19 protein-coding genes are annotated in these 18,864 nt (G+C 73.6%); all 19 read right to left on the reverse strand.

Annotated elements, in window-relative coordinates; genetic code table 11:
* Nucleotides 1–145 (reverse strand): S-adenosylmethionine synthetase N-terminal domain-containing protein (locus ABD774_RS01780; RefSeq protein ID WP_345037626.1); only part of this gene is annotated, 145 nt, incomplete at its 3' end.
* Nucleotides 142–1,368: a bifunctional phosphopantothenoylcysteine decarboxylase/phosphopantothenate--cysteine ligase CoaBC gene (coaBC, locus tag ABD774_RS01785; RefSeq protein ID WP_345037628.1), complete on the reverse strand. Its 1,227-nt coding sequence runs from the start codon at nt 1,366–1,368 to the stop codon at nt 142–144. The genes coaBC and ABD774_RS01780, both read right to left, overlap by 4 nt.
* An 83-nt stretch (nt 1,369–1,451) precedes the next feature.
* The gene (gene rpoZ, locus ABD774_RS01790; protein WP_345036983.1) at nt 1,452–1,715 is read right to left on the reverse strand and encodes a DNA-directed RNA polymerase subunit omega; all 264 of its coding nucleotides are present in this window, start codon (nt 1,713–1,715) and stop codon (nt 1,452–1,454) included.
* A gap of 85 nt (nt 1,716–1,800) precedes the next feature.
* Nucleotides 1,801–2,397 (reverse strand): guanylate kinase, encoded by a 597-nt coding sequence (gene gmk, locus ABD774_RS01795; RefSeq protein ID WP_425554429.1) that lies wholly within the window; start codon nt 2,395–2,397, stop codon nt 1,801–1,803.
* A gap of 129 nt (nt 2,398–2,526) precedes the next feature.
* On the reverse strand, nt 2,527–2,838 hold the full coding sequence (gene mihF, locus ABD774_RS01800) for an integration host factor, actinobacterial type (protein ID WP_345036985.1): 312 nt from the start codon (nt 2,836–2,838) through the stop codon (nt 2,527–2,529).
* A gap of 218 nt (nt 2,839–3,056) precedes the next feature.
* Nucleotides 3,057–3,920 carry an orotidine-5'-phosphate decarboxylase gene (gene pyrF, locus ABD774_RS01805; protein WP_345036987.1) on the reverse strand — a complete coding sequence of 288 codons (864 nt, stop codon included), beginning with the start codon at nt 3,918–3,920 and terminating at the stop codon, nt 3,057–3,059.
* Nucleotides 3,917–7,279: a carbamoyl-phosphate synthase large subunit gene (gene carB, locus ABD774_RS01810; protein ID WP_345036990.1), complete on the reverse strand. Its 3,363-nt coding sequence runs from the start codon at nt 7,277–7,279 to the stop codon at nt 3,917–3,919. Before carB ends, pyrF begins: the two co-directional genes overlap by 4 nt.
* On the reverse strand, nt 7,279–8,577 hold the full coding sequence (gene carA, locus ABD774_RS01815; RefSeq protein ID WP_345036992.1) for a glutamine-hydrolyzing carbamoyl-phosphate synthase small subunit: 1,299 nt from the start codon (nt 8,575–8,577) through the stop codon (nt 7,279–7,281). The genes carB and carA overlap by 1 nt, the downstream gene beginning before the upstream one ends.
* Complete coding sequence (locus ABD774_RS01820; protein WP_345036994.1) at nt 8,574–9,890, reverse strand: dihydroorotase; 1,317 nt, start codon at nt 9,888–9,890, stop codon at nt 8,574–8,576. The genes carA and ABD774_RS01820 overlap by 4 nt, the downstream gene beginning before the upstream one ends.
* Nucleotides 9,887–10,873, reverse strand: coding sequence for an aspartate carbamoyltransferase catalytic subunit (locus ABD774_RS01825; protein ID WP_345036997.1), 987 nt, complete (start codon nt 10,871–10,873; stop codon nt 9,887–9,889). The genes ABD774_RS01820 and ABD774_RS01825 overlap by 4 nt, the downstream gene beginning before the upstream one ends.
* Nucleotides 10,870–11,439, reverse strand: coding sequence for a bifunctional pyr operon transcriptional regulator/uracil phosphoribosyltransferase PyrR (gene pyrR, locus ABD774_RS01830; RefSeq protein ID WP_345037633.1), 570 nt, complete (start codon nt 11,437–11,439; stop codon nt 10,870–10,872). Before pyrR ends, ABD774_RS01825 begins: the two co-directional genes overlap by 4 nt.
* Nucleotides 11,440–11,661: 222 nt before the next feature.
* Nucleotides 11,662–12,144 (reverse strand): CinA family protein, encoded by a 483-nt coding sequence (locus ABD774_RS01835; RefSeq protein WP_345036999.1) that lies wholly within the window; start codon nt 12,142–12,144, stop codon nt 11,662–11,664.
* A 230-nt stretch (nt 12,145–12,374) separates the two neighbouring features.
* Complete coding sequence (nusB, locus tag ABD774_RS01840) at nt 12,375–12,797, reverse strand: transcription antitermination factor NusB (RefSeq protein ID WP_345037001.1); 423 nt, start codon at nt 12,795–12,797, stop codon at nt 12,375–12,377.
* Between the two features lie 94 nt (nt 12,798–12,891).
* Nucleotides 12,892–13,455 (reverse strand): elongation factor P, encoded by a 564-nt coding sequence (efp, locus tag ABD774_RS01845; protein ID WP_248255936.1) that lies wholly within the window; start codon nt 13,453–13,455, stop codon nt 12,892–12,894.
* Between the two features lie 81 nt (nt 13,456–13,536).
* On the reverse strand, nt 13,537–13,914 hold the full coding sequence (locus tag ABD774_RS01850) for a hypothetical protein (RefSeq protein ID WP_345037006.1): 378 nt from the start codon (nt 13,912–13,914) through the stop codon (nt 13,537–13,539).
* Entirely contained in the window at nt 13,911–14,531 is a 621-nt protein-coding gene (locus tag ABD774_RS01855; RefSeq protein WP_345037008.1) for a hypothetical protein, read from the reverse strand. Before ABD774_RS01855 ends, ABD774_RS01850 begins: the two co-directional genes overlap by 4 nt.
* A 282-nt stretch (nt 14,532–14,813) precedes the next feature.
* Nucleotides 14,814–15,434 (reverse strand): shikimate kinase, encoded by a 621-nt coding sequence (locus tag ABD774_RS01860; RefSeq protein WP_345037010.1) that lies wholly within the window; start codon nt 15,432–15,434, stop codon nt 14,814–14,816.
* Nucleotides 15,435–15,618: 184 nt separating this feature from the next.
* Nucleotides 15,619–17,277, reverse strand: a complete 1,659-nt coding sequence (aroB, locus tag ABD774_RS01865) for a 3-dehydroquinate synthase (RefSeq protein ID WP_486327250.1) — start codon at nt 17,275–17,277, stop codon at nt 15,619–15,621.
* A gap of 184 nt (nt 17,278–17,461) precedes the next feature.
* Nucleotides 17,462–18,679, reverse strand: coding sequence for a chorismate synthase (aroC, locus tag ABD774_RS01875; RefSeq protein WP_345037012.1), 1,218 nt, complete (start codon nt 18,677–18,679; stop codon nt 17,462–17,464).
* Nucleotides 18,680–18,864 lie beyond the last annotated feature (185 nt).

An 18,864-nucleotide genomic window follows, 5' to 3' on the forward strand; every position in this document is an offset into this window, starting at 1 on the left:
CCACCGTCTCCACCGCCACCCGCGCCACCGGGTCCTGCTCCAGGATCGCGTCCAGGATCGTGTCCGAGATCCGGTCACACACCTTGTCCGGATGCCCCTCGGTCACCGACTCGGACGTGAACTGACGGAAGACGGAAGAAGTCACCGCTCGATCGTAGTGGCAGCGCGCAGGCGGGCCGCGACCGCGTCCCACACCGCGTCCGCCACCTGAGACTTGGTCCCGCTCCCCCGCCCGACGACGGAACCGTCGGCGTCGAGAATCGTCACCTCGTTGGGGACGTCGCCGAACCCGCGGTCGGCACCGACCTCGTTCACGGCGAGCAGGTCAGCCCCCTTGCGGCGCGCCTTCTCCCGCCCGTGGGCGAGCACGTCACCGGTCGCGTCGCCCGTCTCGGCGGCGAAGCCGACGACGACCTGCCCCCCGCGCAGCCTGTCGGCGGCCAGCTCGGCGAGGATGTCGGGGTTCGTCTCCAGCTCGATCGGCGCGGGACCGGACGACGTCTTCTTGATCTTGTGCGTCGTCGTCGTCGCCGGGCGGAAGTCGGCGACGGCGGCCGCCATGACGACGACGTCGGCGGCGGCCCCGGCGTCCCGGACCGCGTCGCGCAGCTCGAGTGTGGTCTCCACGCGCCGCACCGCGATGGCTGGATGGTCCGGCACCAGCCCGTCGTCGACGTTGGCGGCGACCAGGGTCACCGTGGCGCCGCGGCGGGCGGCGGCGAGGGCGAGGTCGACGCCCTGGCGGCCCGACGACCGGTTGCCGAGGAAGCGGACGGGGTCGATCGGCTCTCGTGTGCCGCCCGCGGAGACGACGACGGAGCGGCCCGCGAGGTCGTCGAGGGCGGGAGAGACGAGGGCGAGGGCGGCGCTGACGATCGCGGCCGGCTCGGGGAGCCGGCCCGGGCCGGAGTCGGCGCCGGTGAGACGGCCCGAGTCCGGGTCGAGGACGTGCACGCCGCGGCCTCGCAGCGTCGCGACGTTCGCCTGGGTAGCGGCGTGGAGCCACATCTCCGTGTGCATCGCCGGGGCGAGCAGGACGGGGCAGGTGGCGGTGAGCAGTGTCGTCGAGAGCAGGTCGTCGGCCAGCCCGGCCGCCGCCTTGGCGAGGAGGTTCGCCGTCGTGGGCGCGACGATCACCAGGTCGGCGCTGCGACCGAGGGCGACGTGGTCGACGTGCTCGGCGTCGTCGAAGACGCCGGTGCGAACCGGCTCGCCGGAGAGCGCCTCCCACGTGGGACGCCCGACCATGCGCAGCGCGGCCTCCGTGGGCACGACCCGGACGCGGTGGCCGGCCTCACGAAGGAGCCGGAGAACCAGGGCCGCCTTGTAGGCGGCGATGCCGCCGGTGACCCCGAGGACGATGCGCAACGCGCCGCCCGACGATGTCGTGGCGGCGCGTTCCTGTGTGCTGGTCATGCCAGCGATTCTGCCTCAGTGAGCGAGGTAGGTGCTCAGTCCTCGATGCGGGTGAGGGTCAGCATGCCCTCGTTGACCTCGCGCATCGCGATGGAGAGCGGCTTGTCCTCCTGCGCGGCCGGCACGAGCGGGCCGACGAACTCGAGGAGGCCCTCCTGGAGCTGCGCGTTGTACGTGTTGATCTGGCGCGCGCGCTTGGCGGCGTAGATCACCAGGGCGTACTTGGAGTCGACCTTCTCGAGCAGCTCGTCGATCGGCGGGTCGGTGATGCCCTCGGGGGCGGCGACGGTTCCGTACATGGGTGACCTTCTCCAGGCTCGGTTTCGCGGGGCCGCGGGCGGACCGGGAGGGCCCGCGCGGGACGTCCCGCACGCATACAGCGATCTAGTCTACCCGCTCGGTGACGCCCATGAGGGTGAGCAGCTCGTCCGTGGCGCGTTCCACGTCGTCGTTGACGACGACGTGGTCGAACTCGTCGACCGCTGCGAGCTCCTCGCGGGCGGTGGCGAGGCGGCGCTCGCGCTCCTCCGGGGTCTCGGTGCCACGCCCGACAAGACGCCGCACGAGCTCGTCCCAGGTAGGCGGGGCGAGGAAGACGAAGCGGGCGTCCGGCATCGCCTCGCGCACCTGGCGCGCGCCCTGAAGGTCGAGCTCGAGGAAGACCGGCCGGCCGGCGGCGAGCTCGCGCTCGACCGGTCCCCGCGGCGTGCCGTAGCGGTTGGCGCCGTGAACCAGCGCCCACTCGAGCATCTGGCCGTTACGGATGAGCTCCTCGAAGCGTTCCGGCGTGAGGAAGTAGTAGTGGACGCCGTCGACCTCCCCCGGGCGCGGGGCGCGGGTGGTGGCGGAGACGGAGATCCAGACGTCGGGTGCGCGGCGGCGCATCTCCGCCATGATCGTCCCCTTGCCCACGGCGGTCGGTCCGGACAGGACGGTGAGGCGGGCGTGCGGAGAGTCCATCGGGGGGACGACGTCGGTCATCCCGCCATCCTGCCAGGTGCGAGCGGGCGAGCCCGGGCGCAGCGGGCTTCTCCGGTGGTGAGGGCCCTCACGCCCGCGCCGGACGGCGACGTGCTCGGGGCATGCCGCACGGGGCGGTACGGGCGGGCGTCACCCGAAGCGCTCGACGAGGGCGGCGCTCTGGTGCGGCCCCAGACCGCGTACGCGCCGTGCCTCGGAGATGCCGATCTCCGCCATCAGCGACCGGGCGGTCGCCTTGCCGATGCCGGGCAGCGACTCGAGCAGCGAGACCACCTTGAGCTTGCCGAGCGCCTCGTCCTTCTTCGCGGCCTCCAGCACCTCGGAGAGGCTGACCTGCGAGTACTTGAGCTTGTTCTTCACCTCCGCGCGCGTGGCACGGGCGGCGGCGGCCTTCGCCAGGGCGTCGGCGCGCTGCTCGGGGGTCAGGGGCGGCAGTGCCACGATCGGTCACCTCGTCAGTCCACGGATGGTGCGATGTCTGGACGTTAGCGGTCGGTCCGGAGGTGGGCAACGGCGGAGCGGGACGACGACGGGCTCAACTGTGCGCCGGGCTGGCCCGGGACCGCCACGGACGCGCCTCTCGAGGGCGCGGCACCCAGGCGGTCCCGGCCAGCCCGCACGCAGGTTCGGACCTGCGAGCCCCGGGCAGCCCGCAGTCCTCAGCGCCCGAGCGCCTCGCGCGCCTGGTCGACGGCGCGGGCGAGCGCGTCGACGAGGCCGTCCGGCCCGGCGCCGAGCACGCCGCGAGACGTGCTGGCGAGCACCTGGTGCCGGGCGGGGCCGAACACCTCGGCGAGCTCGGCGGCGCCGGCACCCTGGGCACCCACGCCTGGCGCGAGCAGCGGACCGCGCACGGAGGCGAGGTCGAGCCCCAGGTCCGCGACGGCGGACCCGACGGTCGCCCCGACCACGAGGCCCACCGAGCCCAGACGCTCACCCGGCGCGACGGCGTTCTCGGTGCGGGCGCCGTCGACCATCTCCCCCGCCACCGAGCCGGCGGGCGTACGGGCGTGCTGCACCCCGGCCCCCTCGGGGTTCGACGTCAGCGCCAGCACGAACACGCCCCGCCCGGTCCGCCGCGCGAGGTCGAGGGCGGGGCGGAGCGAGCCGAAGCCGAGGTAGGGCGAGAGCGTCACCGCGTCGGCCGCGAGGGGGCCGCCGTCACGGAGGTAGGCCTCCGCGTAGCCGGCCATCGTCGAGCCGATGTCGCCGCGCTTGACGTCGAGGACGGTGAGCGTGCCGGCGTCCCGGGCCGCGGCGAGCACCTCCTCGAGGGCGGCGACGCCGGCCGAGCCGTGCCGCTCGAAGAACGCCGACTGCGGCTTGAGCGCCGCGACCCGCCCTCCGAGGGCCTCGACCACACGGAGCGCGAAGGCACGCAGGCCCGCGGCGTCGTCGGAGAGACCCCAGGACTCCAGCAGGCCGGGGTGCGGGTCGATGCCCACGCACACCGGACCGTGCACGTCCATGGCCGCCGCGAGCCGGTCGCCGAACGGGACGACCGCGCCGCCGTCGACGGTCATCCCACGGCCCCGGCCACCCGGGCCGACCCCGCCAGCCGGGCCGGCGCGGGCTCGCGGCGAGCGGCGCGGTCGGCGTCGTGACCCTGGAGGCTGCGGACCGCGAACGGGCCGGCGGTCACCGCCTCGATCGCCTGCACGGCGGCGCCGAACTCCTGGACGGTGGTGATGATCGGCTTGTCCGCGGCCGTGGTCGCCGCGCGGATCTCGTAGCCGTCGGCGCGGGCGCCCTGGCCGCTCGGGGTGTTGATGACCATGTCGATCTCGCCCTCGGTGATGAGGTCGATGATCGTCGGCTCGCCCTGCGGGCCCCGTCCCTGCGAGGCCTTGCGCACCACCGTGGCGCGCACGCCGTAGCGGCGCAGCACCCCCGCGGTGCCCGCCGTCGCCAGGACCTCGAAGCCGAGCTCGACGAGGCGGGTCACCGGGAAGATGATCGAGCGCTTGTCGCGGTCGGCGACGGAGACGAACACCCGCCCCGTGGTGGGCAGGCCGCCGTAGGCGGCGGACTGGGACTTGGCGAACGCCGTCGGGAAGTCGACGTCGAAGCCCATCACCTCGCCGGTCGAGCGCATCTCGGGGCCGAGCAGCGTGTCCACGATGGACCCGGCCCCGGTGGCGAACCGCTTGAACGGCAGCACCGCCTCCTTGACCGCCATGGGCGCGTCGAGGTCGAGTACGCCGCCGTCCTGCTCTGGCAGGAAGCCCCGCGCGCGCAGCTCGGCGATCGACTCCCCCGCCATGATCAACGCCGCAGCCTTGGCCAGCGGCACGCCGGTGGCCTTGGCGACGAACGGCACGGTCCGCGAGGCGCGCGGGTTGGCCTCGATGACGTACAGCACGTCCGAGACCAGCGCGAACTGGATGTTGAGCAGGCCGCGCACGCCCACGCCCTCGGCGATGGCCTGCGTCGAGCGGCGGATCCGCTCGAGCTCGGCGGCCGACAGGGTCACCGGCGGCAGCACGCACGCCGAGTCGCCGGAGTGGATGCCGGCCTCCTCGATGTGCTCCATGACCCCGCCGAGGAACAGGTCGGTGCCGTCGAAGAGCGCGTCGACGTCGATCTCGATGGCGTCGTCGAGGAACCGGTCGATCAGCAGCGGGGCCGCGCGGCGCGACGCCTCGGAGCCCTTGCCGTCCGAGGTGCGCGCGAGGTAGTCCCGCAGGCCGGGCTCGTCGTAGACGATCTCCATCCCGCGCCCGCCGAGCACGTAGCTCGGGCGGACGAGGACCGGGTAGCCGATGCGGCCGGCGACCTGCAGGGCCTGGTCGGCAGAGGTCGCCGTCCCGAAAGCTGGCGCGGGGAGGCCCGCGCGGCCCAGGACGGCCCCGAAGGCCCCGCGGTCCTCGGCCAGGTCGATGGACTCGGGCGACGTGCCCAGGATCGGCACGCCGGCGTCCGCCAGGCGCTGGGCCAGCGACAGCGGGGTCTGCCCGCCCAGCTGGACCACCATGCCCGCGACCGGGCCTGCGGCCAGCTCGGCGTGGTAGACCTCCAGGACGTCCTCGAACGTCAGCGGCTCGAAGTAGAGCCGGTCGGAGATGTCGTAGTCCGTCGAGACGGTCTCGGGGTTGCAGTTGACCATGACGGTCTCGTACTTCTCCGCCAGCGCGAGGGTGGCGTGCACGCACGAGTAGTCGAACTCGATGCCCTGGCCGATCCGGTTGGGTCCCGAGCCCAGGATGATCACCGCCTCGCGCTCGCGCGGGGCGACCTCCGTCTCCAGGTCGTAGGCGGAGTAGTGGTAGGGCGTCCGGGCGGCGAACTCGGCGGCGCAGGTGTCCACCGTCTTGTACACCGGGCGCAGGCCGTAGGCGTGGCGCACCTCGCGCACCGCCTCCTCCCCCAGGCCGCGCAGGCGCCCGATCTGGAGGTCGGAGAAACCGTTCCGCTTGGCCAGGCGCAGCACGTCCTCGGTGAGTGCGGGGGCGGTGCGGACCTGCCCGGCGACCTCCTCGATGAGGAGGAGCTGGTCGAGGAACCACGGGTCGATCGCCGTCGCCTCGTAGAGCTGCTCGACGGTCGCGCCGCCGCGGATGGCCTGCTGGACTTCGACGAGGCGGTGCTCGGTCGGCGTGCGCACCGACTCCAGGAGCGCCGCGGTCTGCGCGGCGTCCGGGGCGGGGCCGTCCCAGTGGAACGTCGTGCCCTTCTTGTCGATGGACCGCAGCGCCTTCTGCAGCGCCTCCGTGAAGTTCCGCCCGAGCGCCATGGCCTCGCCGACGGACTTCATCGTGGTGGTCAGCGTCGGGTCGGCGGCCGGGAACTTCTCGAACGCGAACCGGGGGACCTTGACGACGACGTAGTCCAGCGTGGGCTCGAAGCTCGCCGGGGTGGAGCCCGTGATGTCGTTCGGGATCTCGTCGAGCGTGTACCCGACGGCGAGGCGGGCGGCGATCTTCGCGATCGGGAAGCCCGTGGCCTTCGACGCCAGGGCCGAGGAGCGCGAGACGCGCGGGTTCATCTCGATGACCACGACGCGCCCGGTCGTCGGCTCGACGGCGAACTGGACGTTGCAGCCGCCGGTGTCGACGCCGACCTCGCGGATGATCGCGATCCCGACGTCCCGGAGCTTCTGGAACTCGCGGTCGGTCAGGGTCAGGGCGGGCGCGACCGTGATGGAGTCGCCGGTGTGCACACCGACGGGGTCGACGTTCTCGATCGAGCAGACCACGACGACGTTGTCCGCCTTGTCGCGCATCAGCTCCAGCTCGTACTCCTTCCACCCCAGGATCGACTCCTCCAGGAGCACCTCGGTGGTGGGCGAGTAGTGCAGGCCCGCGCCCGCGATCCGGTTGAGGTCCTCGGGGGTGTGCGCGAAGCCGGAGCCGAGGCCGCCCATGGTGAAGGACGGGCGCACGACGAGCGGGTAGCCGAGCTCGGCGGCGATCTCGTGGGCCTCCTCGAGGGTGTGGGCGATGGCGGAGCGGGCGCTCTCGGCCCCGCAGCGCTCGACGACGCCCTTGAACTTCTCACGGTCCTCGGCGAGGTGGATGGCGTCGATCGAGGCGCCGATGAGCTCGACGCCGTACTCCTCGAGCACGCCGTTCTCGGCGAGGGCGATGGCGGTGTTGAGCGCGGTCTGCCCGCCGAGGGTGGGCAGCAGGGCGTCGGGCCGCTCCTTGGCGATGATCGTGGCGACGACCTCGGGGGTGATCGGCTCGACGTAGGTCGCGTCGGCCAGCTCGGGATCCGTCATGATCGTGGCGGGGTTGGAGTTGACGAGGATGACGCGCAGGCCCTCCTCGCGCAGCACCCGCACGGCCTGCGTGCCGGAGTAGTCGAACTCGGCCGCCTGGCCGATGACGATCGGCCCGGAGCCGATGACCATGACGGACGAGATGTCGGTGCGCCGGGGCATCAGCGGGCCTCGCCTTCGGTGGTGGTGGTGGTGGAGCGTTCGCGCATGAGGGCGACGAACCGGTCGAAGAGGTGCTCGGCGTCGTGCGGGCCGGCGGCCGCCTCGGGGTGGTACTGCACCGAGAAGGCCGGGATGTCCAGGGCGCGCAGGCCCTCGACCACGTTGTCGTTGAGGCCGACGTGGGAGACCTCGACACGGCCGTAGCGGCCGCCGTCGAACGGGGCGACGGAGGCCTCCCCGATCGGGGCGTCGACGGCGAAGCCGTGGTTGTGAGCGGTGATCTCCACCCGTCCCGTGGCGCGGTCGAGGACCGGCTGGTTGACGCCGCGGTGGCCGTACTCGAGCTTGTAGGTCCCGTAGCCGAGGGCGCGGCCGAGGAGCTGGTTGCCGAAGCAGATGCCGAAGAACGGCAGCTTGGCATCGAGCACGCCGCGGAGCAGCTCGACCTCGTGGGTGGCCGCGCCAGGGTCGCCGGGCCCGTTGGAGAAGAACACCCCGTCCGGCTCGAGCGCGAGCACGGCGGAGAGCGACGTCGACTGCGGGACCACGTGGACACGCACGCCGCGGGCGGCGAGCTGCTCGGGGGTCCGCGACTTGATGCCGAGGTCGACGGCGACGACCGTGGCCACCGGCTCCTGGCCGGCGTGCTCCCCCGTCGGGTCGACGACGTAGGCCTCCTCGGTGCTGACCTCGCGCGCCAGGTCGGCACCGGCCATGTGCGGGGACTCGCGGACGACGTCGAGGAGCACCTCGACGGCCTGCTCGCCCATGCTCGCGGCACCGGCGGGCAGGGCGTCGCCGGAGAAGATGCCGGCGCGCATGACCCCGCGCTCGCGCAGGTGGCGGGTCAGGGCGCGGGTGTCGACGTCGCAGATGCCGACGACGCCCTGGTCGGCCAGCTCGTCCTCGAGCTCGCGCACGGAGCGCCAGCTCGAGGCCCGGCGGGCGGCGTCGCGCACGACGTAGCCGGCCACCCAGATGCGGGACGACTCCGGGTCCTCGTCGTTGACACCCGTGTTGCCCACGTGCGGGGCGGTCATGACGACGATCTGCCGGTGGTAGGAGGGGTCCGTGAGGGTCTCCTGGTAGCCGGTCATCCCGGTGGAGAAGACGATCTCGCCCACCGTGCGGCCGGTCGCGGCGTAGGCGCTGCCGCGCAGGACGAAACCGTCCTCGAGGACGATCAGGGCGGGCTCGCGCAGGGCGCCGCGGGGCGCGCGGGCAGACCGGGCGTCGGTCGCGGGGTTCTGGGCGGCCGGACCGCCGTGGGCACCGGATTGGTTGGTGGGGGCGCTCATGCGCCGACCTCCTCTCGCGCCACGGGGGCGCCGTCGAGCACGGTGGCGCGTCCCCGGAGGAACGTCGCCATGATCTGGCCGGGCAGCTCGGTGCCGGCGAACGGGCTGTTGTTGCTGCGGGTGGCCTGGGCCGCGGGGTCGACCACCCGCCGGACCGTCGGGTCCACCAGCGTGAGGTTGGCGGGCTCTCCGACGGCGACGGGGCGGCCGTGGTCCTGGACCCGGCCGATGCGGGCCGGAGTCACCGACATGACGCGCGCCACGTCGGACCAGCTCAGGCGCCCGGTCTCGACCATGGTCTCGATCACCACGGGCAGCGCCGTCTCCAGGCCCGTCATGCCGAACGCACCGGCGGGCCACTCGCAGTCCTTGTCCTCGACGGCGTGAGGGGCGTGGTCGGTGGCCACGATGTCGATGGTCCCGTCCTCGAGCCCGGCCCGCACGGCCTCGACGTCCTCGGCGGTGCGCAGCGGGGGGTTGACCTTGAAGCGCGGGTCGTAGGACCGCGCCAGCTCGTCGGTGAGGATGAGGTGGTGCGGGGTGACCTCGGCCGTCACGTCGATTCCCCGGGCCTTCGCCCACCGCACGATGTCGACGCTGCCGGCCGTGGACAGGTGGCACACGTGCAGCCGGGAGCCCACGTGCTCGGCGAGCAGCACGTCGCGCGCGATGATCGACTCCTCCGCGACCGCCGGCCAGCCCGCCAGCCCGAGCTCGGCGGAGACCGCGCCCTCGTGCATCTGGGCGCCCTCGGTCAGCCGCGGCTCCTGGGCGTGCTGGGCGATGACGCCGTCGAAGGCCTTGACGTACTCCAGCGCGCGGCGCATCAGGACCGGGTCCGAGACGCACCTGCCGTCGTCGGAGAAGACCCGCACCCGGGCGGCCGAGGTGGCCATCGCGCCGAGCTCGGCGAGCATCTCGCCCTGCAGCCCCACGGAAACGGCGCCGACGGGGTGGACGTCGACCCAGCCGGCCTCGCGGCCAAGGTTCCAGACCTGCTCCACGACGCCGGCGGTGTCCGCGACCGGGGTCGTGTTCGCCATGGCGTGGACGGCGGTGAACCCGCCCGCCGCGGCGGCCCGGGTGCCCGTGAAGACGGTCTCGGTGTCCTCACGGCCGGGCTCACGCAGATGGGTGTGGAGGTCCACCAGGCCGGGCAGGGCGACGAGCCCGTCGGCGTCGACCGTGACCGCGTCCGGCCCGGCCTCGCGGGCGGCGTCGGCACCGGTCGCGGCGATGACGCCGTCGCGCAGGAGCAGGTCCGTGGGGTCGCCGCCCAGGGGGCGGGCCGCGCGGAGCAGGTAGTCGGTCATGAGATCCCTCCGGAGGTCTCCTCGCCGCCGGCGAGGAGAAGGTAGAGCACGGCCATGCGCACGGAGACGCCGTTGGCGACCTGCTGGACGATGGTGGAGCGCGGGGAGTCGGCGGCGTCGGCGCTGATCTCCAGGCCACGGTTCATCGGCCCGGGGTGCATCACGATCGCGCGTTCGGGCAGCCGGCGCAGACGCGCGCCGTCGAGGCCGTAGCGGCGGTGGTACTCCTGGGGGGACGGGAAGAACCCGCCGCCCGCCGAGGACATGCGCTCGCGCTGGACGCGGAGCATCATCACCGCGTCCGGCCGCGCCTCGGAGAGGGCTGAGTCGAGGTCGTAGCTGATCCGGCACGGCCAGGACTCCATGCCCACCGGGAGCAGCGTGGGCGGGGCCACGATCGTCACCGTCGCGCCCAGGGTGTGCAGGAGCTGGACGTTCGAGCGGGCGACGCGCGAGTGGAGCACGTCTCCCACGATCACGACCGAGGCGCCCTCCAGGGAGGACCCCTCCGGCGCCGGCGCGTCCTGGCCGGTGGTGAGGTGGCGGCGCAGGGTGAACGCGTCCAGCAGCGCCTGGGTGGGGTGTTGGTGGGTGCCGTCGCCCGCGTTGAGCACCGGGACGTCGATCCAGCCCGCGTGGGCGAGGCGGTGCGGCGCGCCCGAGTCGTGGTGGCGGATGACGACGCCGTCGATGCCCATCGCCTGGAGCGTCAGCGCAGTGTCCTTGAGCGACTCGCCCTTGGAGACCGAGGAGCCCTTCGCGGAGAAGTTGATGACGTCCGCGCTCAGGCGCTTGGCCGCGGCCTCGAAGGAGATCCGCGTGCGGGTGGAGTCCTCGAAGAAGAGGTTCACGACCGTGCGGCCGCGCAGGGTGGGCAGCTTCTTGATCGTCCGGCCCTGCGTCGCGGCCATCGCCTCGGCGGTGTCGAGGATGAGGACCGCCTCGTCCAGGCTGAGGTCGGCGGCCGAGAGCAGGTGCCTCATCGGACGACCTCCGCGGCCGGGGTGGAGATGGTCACGGCGTCGGCGACGCCGTCGGTCTCCGAGAGCTGGACGCGCACGCGCTCCGCGCGGGAGGTGGGCAGGTTCTTTCCGACGAAGTCGGCGCGGATGGGCAGCTGCCGGTGCCCCCGGTCGACCAGGACCGCGAGCTGGACCGCGGCGGGCCGGCCGAGGTCGTTGAGAGCGTCGAGGGCGGCGCGGATCGTGCGGCCGGAGTACAGGACGTCGTCGACGAGCACCACGACCTGGTCGTCGATGCCCGCGGCAGGAAGGGTGGTGCGGCCCAGGGTCCGGGTCGGCTGGCCGCGCAGGTCGTCGCGGTACATGGTGATGTCGAGCGCGCCGACGGGGACGGAGGCGTCCTCCGTCTCGTTGATCCGGCGGGCGATCCGCTCGGCGAGCGGCACCCCCCGGGTCGGGATCCCCAGCAGGACGACGCCGTCGCTGCCGTGGTTGCGCTCCAGGATCTCGTGCGCGATGCGGACGAGGGAACGCGAGATGTCGGATTCGGTGAGCACCGTGCGCTCTGCGCCGGCGCTCGTGGGCATGGTGGCCACGAGGACCTCCTTCCCCGCCTCACGGGACGGGCCTTAAAGGATGTCGGACGCGGCGATGCTACCTCGCTCGATGGCGGGCGCCGCCGCCTGCACGCCTGGTGGGACGGGGTGTGACGCGTCCCTCAGCTGCGCCCGCCCGAGGTGCGCAGCGCCTCCGTCAGCGACGCCCTGCCCGGCGCGCCCCCCACTGCTCTGCGCGCCGGGTGTCCCCGCTCAGCTGCCTCGGACGAGGTCGACCAGCATGCGCAGCGCGTGCAGCGTCGTCGCCTCCACCACCTCGGTCGGCCCGCCGTCAAGGTGCAGCTCCGCCGTGAGGCTCCGGGCACCGGCGCGTCCGCCGACGTAGACGGTGCCGGCCTCCTTGCCCTCCTCGGGGCCCGGTCCGCCGACGCCGGTCACGGCGACGGCCACGTCGGCGGCGAGGAGCTCCGCCACGCCGTCGGCCATCTGCCCTGCGCACGTGGCCGTGACGACCGGGCCGCGGTCGACGTTGAGCACGGAGTACTTCGTCTCGTTCGTGTAGGCGACGACGCCACCCGCGAACCACGTGGAGGCGTCCTGCGCCGCCCCGAGGTGGGAGGCGATCTTCCCGGCCGTGAGGGACTCGGCGACCGCCACCGTCCGGCCGTCGCCGTCGAGCCGGGAGGCGATCTCGTCGAGGAGGGGCTGCGCGCCGTCGATGATGCCGTCAGTCATGCTCTCGATCCTGACGGGTGACGCGGCCGGCGGCACGTCGGGCGCGACTGCCGGTCGGGAGGTGATGGGCTCGTGCTCCGGCCGCCGGGCTCGGGCTGCGCCAGCCGGGCTCGGGCTGCGCCAGCCGGGCTCGGGCTGCGCCAGCCGGACTCGGGCTGCGCCAGCCGGACTCGGGCTGCGGCCGCCGGCCCTGAGCCGCGCGGCGACCCGGGCGCGGGCCGGCCGCCGGTCTAGAGGGTGGGCTTCAGCTCGAGGAGGCGTCCGAGCAGGCCGTTGACGAAGGTGGGCGAGTCGTCCGTGGAGAGCTCGGCCGCGAGGTGGACCGCCTCGTCGACGGCGACGGCGTCGGGGACGTCCTCGTTGAACAGCAGCTCCCAGGCGCCCAGGCGCAGGATGCACCGGTCGACCGTGGGCATCCGGTCCAACGTCCAGCCCTGGGAGTAGGTGCTCAGGAGCTCGTCGATCTCGGCGCGGTGGGCGACGACGCCCTCGACGATCTCGACGGCGTACTGCGGGAACGGCCCCTGCGCGACGGTGACGTGCATCCGCTGCTCGAGCAGCGCGAGCAGCTCGTCACTGGACTCGATGCCCTTCTGGTCGGCCTCGAACAGGACGTCCAGCGCCCGTCGGCGGGCCTTGGTGCGTGCGGCCACGAGGGTCCTCTTCTCTGTCCAGTGGTGTCGGGCACGCCGGGCGGCCGGTCCCGCGATCAGCTGCGGGACCGGCCGCCTCCGGCTGGTGCGATCGTCAGTCGGTGACGCGGCCGAGGTAGTCCCCGGAGCGCGTGTCGACCTTCACCTTGGTGCCGGTCTCGAGGAACAGCGGGACCTGGATCTCGTAGCCGGTCTCGATGGTCGCCGGCTTGGTCCCCGCGGAGGAGCGGTCGCCCTGCAGGCCGGGCTCGGTGTAGGTGATCTCCATGACGACGGAGGCCGGCAGCTCGACGAAGAGGACCTGGCCGTCGTGCATCGCGACGATCGCGTCCTGGTTCTCCTTGAGGAACCGGGCGGTGTCGCCGACGGTCTCCTCCGAGATCGGGATCTGCTCGTAGGTGGCCGAGTCCATGAAGACGAAGTCGGTGCCGTCCTTGTACAGGTACTGCATGTCGCGGCGGTCCACCGTGGCGGTCTCGACCTTGACGCCGGCGTTGAAGGTCTTGTCGATGGTCTTGCCGGACAGGACGTTCTTGAGCTTGGTCCGGACGAAGGCCGGCCCCTTGCCGGGCTTGACGTGCTGGAACTCGACGACGGACCACAGCTGTCCGTCGATGTTGAGCACCAGACCGTTCTTCAGGTCGTTGGTCGAAGCCATGCGGGGGCCGTCCTCGTATGTCGGGTTCTGTCGGGAGCAGCGGCCGGTGGCGGTTGGCTCCGCCGGGCCGCGCAGCGCCCGTCAGGATACCTTGCCGAGCACCAGGATGCCGACGACGCCGCAGAGCCCCGCCCAGGAGTAGCTCGCCAGCGTGCCGATGATGAAGCGCTCGGCGGCCGGGCTCCGGCGGTCGGGATGGGCCTCCCGCAGCTCCGGGTACCGGCCGAGGCCCTTGACCGCCAGGACGACGGCGACCGCCTCGGGGAACCCTGCGAGCACCGATCCGGTGATCGCGAGACGCTCCAGCATGCCGATCCATGCGCCTCCGCGGAGGACGCCCGGTACCGCCGGCCCGGGCTCGACGCGCTTGAGCACCGCCCAGACGAGCACCCGTCCGAGCAGGACCGAGACCACGAGGGCGGCAAGCACCGCCACGACCGTCGCGGTGGTGGAACTCACGCCTCCCCCTTCTCCCCCGCTGCGCGTCGCAGCAGCCTGGCTGCCAGCGGACGGACGCGGCGTTCTTCCTCCAGCAGTGCTGACCGTACCCGTTGGCTGACGGCCTGCTCGGATATGCCGAGCGTGGCGGCGACGTCCTTCTGCCGGACGCCGGGGCCGAGGAGGTCGGCCACCTCCCAGCCGGCGGCGGAGCGCCGTTGCACGACGGCGGCGAGCAGCTGGACCAGCCCGGACGCGTCGTCGGCGGCCTCGGGATCGTCACCGGTGACGACGACAGGCACCGGTTCTGCGCGACCGCGCGCACGCTCGACCGCGGTGCGGGCGTGGACGAACGCGGGTCCGGAGCTGGCTCGCGACGTCGCCGCGAGCGGCTCGTGCACCGCGCCCGCGCCGATGCCCACGGCCCAGTCCCCCAGGCGGATGAGATGAAGCGCGAGGTCCAGGGCGGTCTCGGCGGTGGTGAGCACAGTCTGGACCTCGTCCCCGACGGTGCGCTCGAGCGGCAGGGCGACGTCGCGCCGGTGCCGGGCCTGCCAGGAGCCCAGCTCGGCGAGGAGGGTCTCGACCATGTCTCCGCGGCGCTTGCTGGCGTGCTGATCTGCGGTCACCACGAACATGCATCCAGGCTAGCGCCTTGATCTGGTCACATCAAGGGTTCAGGCTTGACCTGGCCAGATCAAGGCAGCCGCCGTCGGGCGCACCGATCGGGATGGCTCACGGTGCCTAGCATGCGGCGAAGGACGAGATGTCGATCTGACCGAGTCCCTCGAGAGCGGCCGACGGGCCGGGCGAACGAAGGAGAGCGGCCGGGCCGACGGGCCGGGCGAACGAACGAGAGCGGCCGACGGGCCGGGCGAACGAAACAAGAGCGGCCGGCAGGCCGGCCGAACCGAAACAGGTCAGCCGACAGCGGCGAGCACTCGCTCGGCCACCTCGGCCACGGACAACGATGACGTGTCGACGACCGTGCGCGCCACGCGCTCGTACACGGGCCGCCGCGCGGCCGCCATCGCCGCGAACTGGGCCCGGGCGCTACCGAGCGCGACCGAACGCGGGGCGTTCAGGCCGACGCGCGGGACGCCGGCCGACATGGACACGTCCAGGAGCACGACCGTGCCGCCGCTGTCGACGTAGCGCTCCAGGAGCGGCACGGCGTACTCGACGGCGCCGCTGCCCAGAGCCAGGACGCCGCCGGTTCCGAGGGCGTCGACGACGACCTCACGCTCGAGCGCCCGGAAGCCGTTCTCGCCGAGATCGATCATCAGGTCACCGACCGGGGCGCCGCCGCGCTCGGCCACGAGGTCGTCGGTGTCGACGAACGGGACGCCGAGCCGGTCGGCCACCATCGCACCGACGGTGGACTTCCCGGCTCCGGGCGGGCCCACGAGCACGACCCGGGGAGCACCGGAGAACGGCTCCCGGCGAGGTGCTGCGGACGAGGGCGCGGGGCCGGTGGAGGAGGCGTCGGGGGTGGAGGAGGCGTCGCCCGCGGGGGCGTCGGGTGTGGAGGAGCCGCTCACCGGATCACCGTATCCGTTCGCGGGCGTCCGGCCGACCGGCGCGCTGCCGTCGGGCGTCGGGCCTCCCGGCGAACCGGTGTCCGACCGACCGGCAGACCAGCGGCTGCCGCACGCGTCCGTCCTCCGGCGTCGTCCGACGCGAAGCCGGCTGCCTCGATCCCTGGCTCCAGCGGGATCACGCCTGTCAGCCCTGCACCGCCGCGTAGGCCGCCTCCAGCTGCTCCGGCGCCGGGGCGCGCAGCATGGTGGTCCGGGCGACGTCCTCGAGCACGACGAACCGCAGCGCGTTGCCGCGGACCTTCTTGTCGTGGGTCATCGCCTCGTAGAGCTCGGCCCACCGGCCGGCGGCATACGTCGTCGGCAGCTCGAGCAGGCCCAGGACCGCGCGATGCCTGGCGACGACGCTGTCGGCGAGCACTCCCGCGGCCCGGGCGAGCTCGGCCGCGAAGACCATGCCGACGGCGACCGCGTCACCGTGCCGCCACCGGTAGCCCTCGGTGCGCTCGATCGCGTGCCCGAAGGTGTGGCCGTAGTTGAGGATCTCCCGCAGCCCGGCCTCGCGGAGGTCGTCCCCCACCACGCGCGCCTTGACGGCCACGGCCCGCTCGACCAGCTCGCGCAGGACGTCCGACCGCGGGTCCTGCGCCCCCAGGCCGCCGTCGGCCTCGACGAGCCTCAGGATCCGCTCGTCGGCGATGAAGCCGCACTTGACGACCTCGGCGAGCCCGGCCCGCAGGTCGGCGGCGGGCAGGGTGGAGAGTGAGTCGAGGTCGCACACCACGCCGGCCGGCAGGTGGAAGGACCCGACGAGGTTCTTGCCGTGGGCGGTGTTGATGCCCGTCTTCCCGCCGACGGCGGCATCGACCATGCCGAGCAGCGTCGTCGGCACGTTGACCAGGCGGACACCGCGCAGCCAGGTGGCCGCGACGAAACCCGCCACGTCCGTCGTCGCCCCTCCCCCGACGGCGACGACGACGTCCTCGCGGCCGAACCGCTGCTCGCCGAGTAGCTCCCAGCAGCTGGCGAGGACGTCGAGGGTCTTGGCGTCCTCCGCGTCGGGCAGGGCGCGCAGCAGCGCGTCGACGCCGTTGGCGCCGAGCGCGTCGGCCAGACGGCGGGCGAGATGCTCGGTGGCCCGTGCGTGGAGCACGAGCGCCCGGGAGGCCCCGTCCGTGAGGCGGACCACCTCGTCGTCCAGGTGGCGCCCGACGACGACGTCGTAGCTGGAGGGACCGGCGACCGGGATGCGCGTGGGGGCCACCGACCCGGACGGCGCGCCGGACGGCGTACCCAGGCGCTGCAGGGCCTCGTCCGGGACCGGGGAACCGTCGGTCTGCGCGACCGCGCGCAGGACCTCGGCGGCCACGTCCTGCGGGCGCCGGTCGCTCGTGCTCACCGTCACGGTCGCGACCCGCTCGTAGACCGGCAGACGGTCATGACGCAGAGCCGCGAACGTTCCCGCCGGGTCGTCGGCAAGGAGCGGACGCTCGCCGGAGAGCGCGACGCGTGCCAGCGCGCGCTCGGGAACCACGTCGAGGAGGACCACCGTGTGCCCGCGCAGGGCTTCCTGCGTCCCCGGGTGGAGAACCGCTCCGCCGCCCAGCGCGAGGACGCCGTCGTGCTCGCTGAGGGCTCGTGCGACTGCCTCGTGCTCGAGCTCACGGAACCGGGCCTCGCCCTGGGTACGGAAGACCTCGGGCACGGTGGTGCCTGCGGCACGCTCGACGAGCTGGTCGGAGTCGACGAAGTCCACAGCCAGGGCCCGTGCGAGGAGGCCACCGACGGTGGTCTTGCCTGCTCCGGGCAGCCCGACGAGGACGAGACGGGGACGGGAGGTGGTCACGCGGTCACGCTACCGCCGGGGCGTCGCCTCAGATGTCGAGGTCTCACCGTCCAGACGCGCGGCCACGGCGCATCCCGACGATCCGCGGAGGCTCGATCGGCGAGAGCACTCGCGGGTCACCGCAGGTGTCCGGGGCTCGCGTGGCCGCGCGTCACCGGAGCTCCTGTACCCGCGTGGCCGCAGGTCAGCGCAGGTGCTCGGGGATGGCCTCCAGGTAGCCGCGCAGGTTGCGGGCGGACTCGGTGACCGAGTCCCCGCCCACCTTCTCCAGGAGCGCCTGCGCCAGCACGAGAGCGACCATCGCCTCGGCGACGACGGCGGCCGGGGGTACCGCGCAGACGTCGGACCGCTGGTGGATGGCCTTCGCCGGCTCGCCGGTCGTGATGTCGACCGTGGCGAGGGCCCGCGGCACCGTGGAGATCGGCTTCATGGCGGCGCGCACCCGCACGACCTCGCCGTTGCTCATGCCGCCCTCGGTGCCGCCGGCGCGGTTGGTGGCGCGCCGCAGCCGGTCGCCGGGCCCCGGCACGATCTCGTCGTGAGCGGCGGAGCCCCGCCGGGCGGCAGTGCGGAACCCGTCGCCGATCTCCACGCCCTTCACGGCCTGGATGCCCATGACCGCGCCGGCCAGGCGTGAGTCGAGGCGGCGGTCGCCCGACACGTGCGAGCCCAGCCCCGGCGGTACGCCGTAGGCGAGAACCTCGACGACGCCGCCCAGGGTGTCGCCGTCCTTCTGGCACTGGTCGATCTCGGCGACCATGGCGGACGACGACGCCGCGTCGAAGCAGCGCACGGGGTCGGCGTCGAGGGCCGCGACGTCGTCCGGGCCGGGCACGGGAGCGTTGTCGGGAACCGCGACGGGACCGATGGCGACGACGTGGGAGACGAGCCGGACTCCGGCGACCTGCTCGAGCAGGGCGGCGGCGAGCGTGCCCAGCGCCACCCGGGCGGCGGTCTCGCGGGCGCTGGCCCGCTCGAGGACCGGGCGTGCGTCGCGCAGGTCGTACTTCTGCATCCCGACAAGATCGGCGTGCCCGGGGCGGGGGCGCGTGAGCGGCCGGTTGCGGGCGACCTCCCGCTCGTCACCGGTGCCGGCGTCCACCAGGAGCGACTCCGGCGGGACCGGGTCCGCGGACATGACCGTCTCCCACTTGGGCCACTCGCTGTTGCCGATCTCGACGGCGACGGGGCCGCCCATGCTCACGCCGTGCCGGACGCCGCCGAGGATGCGCACCTCGTCCTGCTCGAACTTCATGCGCGCGCCGCGCCCGTGACCGAGACGTCGGCGGGCGAGGGCCTGCCGGATGTCCTCGGTGGTCACCTGCACGCCCGCGGGCAGTCCCTCGAGCACGCCGACGAGCGCGGGACCGTGGGACTCTCCTGCCGTCAACCATCTGAGCATGGGGCCGATCCTGCCACGGCACGGCGAGCGGGCCGCAGCCGCGTCCACGCCGGGACCCGTGCGGATCGCCGCGACGCCCGGGCATGACGGCAGGCCGGTAAGGCAGGCCGGCGCGGCGGGCCGGGCGGTACGGCGGGCCGGGCGGTACGGCAGGCCGGGGCGGCGGGCCGGGCGACCGTCGCCGG

The organism is Georgenia daeguensis (genome assembly GCF_039537705.1).
Taxonomy (GTDB): Bacteria; Actinomycetota; Actinomycetes; order Actinomycetales; family Actinomycetaceae; genus Georgenia; species Georgenia daeguensis.

Excerpts from the sequence above, each read along its gene's own strand:
- rpoZ (WP_345036983.1), bottom strand. The coding sequence starts at position 1,715 with ATGTACGGAACCGTCGCCGCCCCCGAGGGCATCACCGACCCGCCGATC.
- gmk (WP_425554429.1), bottom strand. The coding sequence starts at position 2,397 with ATGACCGACGTCGTCCCCCCGATGGACTCTCCGCACGCCCGCCTCACC.
- pyrF (WP_345036987.1), bottom strand. The coding sequence starts at position 3,920 with ATGACCGTCGACGGCGGCGCGGTCGTCCCGTTCGGCGACCGGCTCGCG.
- carB (WP_345036990.1), bottom strand. The coding sequence starts at position 7,279 with ATGCCCCGGCGCACCGACATCTCGTCCGTCATGGTCATCGGCTCCGGG.
- carA (WP_345036992.1), bottom strand. The coding sequence starts at position 8,577 with ATGAGCGCCCCCACCAACCAATCCGGTGCCCACGGCGGTCCGGCCGCC.
- ABD774_RS01820 (WP_345036994.1), bottom strand. The coding sequence starts at position 9,890 with ATGACCGACTACCTGCTCCGCGCGGCCCGCCCCCTGGGCGGCGACCCC.
- ABD774_RS01825 (WP_345036997.1), bottom strand. The coding sequence starts at position 10,873 with ATGAGGCACCTGCTCTCGGCCGCCGACCTCAGCCTGGACGAGGCGGTC.
- pyrR (WP_345037633.1), bottom strand. The coding sequence starts at position 11,439 with ATGCCCACGAGCGCCGGCGCAGAGCGCACGGTGCTCACCGAATCCGAC.
- ABD774_RS01835 (WP_345036999.1), bottom strand. The coding sequence starts at position 12,144 with ATGACTGACGGCATCATCGACGGCGCGCAGCCCCTCCTCGACGAGATC.
- efp (WP_248255936.1), bottom strand. The coding sequence starts at position 13,455 with ATGGCTTCGACCAACGACCTGAAGAACGGTCTGGTGCTCAACATCGAC.
- ABD774_RS01855 (WP_345037008.1), bottom strand. The coding sequence starts at position 14,531 with ATGTTCGTGGTGACCGCAGATCAGCACGCCAGCAAGCGCCGCGGAGAC.
- aroC (WP_345037012.1), bottom strand. The coding sequence starts at position 18,679 with ATGCTCAGATGGTTGACGGCAGGAGAGTCCCACGGTCCCGCGCTCGTC.